The following is a 452-nucleotide window of genomic DNA, read 5'->3' as shown; positions in this document are numbered from 1 at the left end:
CCCTTCCTCCCCACTGAAAGTGCTTTACAACCCGAAGGCCTTCTTCACACACGCGGCATGGCTGGATCAGGCTTGCGCCCATTGTCCAATATTCCCCACTGCTGCCTCCCGTAGGAGTCTGGGCCGTGTCTCAGTCCCAGTGTGGCTGATCATCCTCTCAAACCAGCTAGGGATCGTCGCCTTGGTGAGCCATTACCCCACCAACTAGCTAATCCCACGTAGGCGCATCCGATAGCATGTGGCCCGAAGGTCCCACACTTTGGTCCGTAGACATTATGCGGTATTAACAGTCGTTTCCAACTGGTATCCCCCTCTATCGGGCAGCTTCCTACGCATTACTCACCCGTCCGCCGCTAGGTCCGAAAACCTCGCTCGACTTGCATGTGTTAGGCCTGCCGCCAGCGTTCAATCTGAGCCATGATCAAACTCTTCAATTAAAGTTCTTTCTGCCA

The 452-nt window shown here is 54.9% G+C and carries 1 rRNA gene; it reads right to left on the bottom strand.

Annotation, left to right across the window (positions count from 1 at the left end):
- A 16S ribosomal RNA gene (locus tag AAY72_RS02435) occupies positions 1–437 on the bottom strand; the annotation flags it as partial.
- Positions 438–452 lie beyond the last annotated feature (15 nt).

The sequence above is a fragment of the Alishewanella sp. WH16-1 genome (assembly GCF_001441695.1).
GTDB lineage: Bacteria > Pseudomonadota > Gammaproteobacteria > Enterobacterales > Alteromonadaceae > Alishewanella > Alishewanella agri.
The sequence above is the reverse complement of the archived record's forward strand: the minus strand, read 5'-3'. Positions and strand labels throughout refer to the sequence as shown.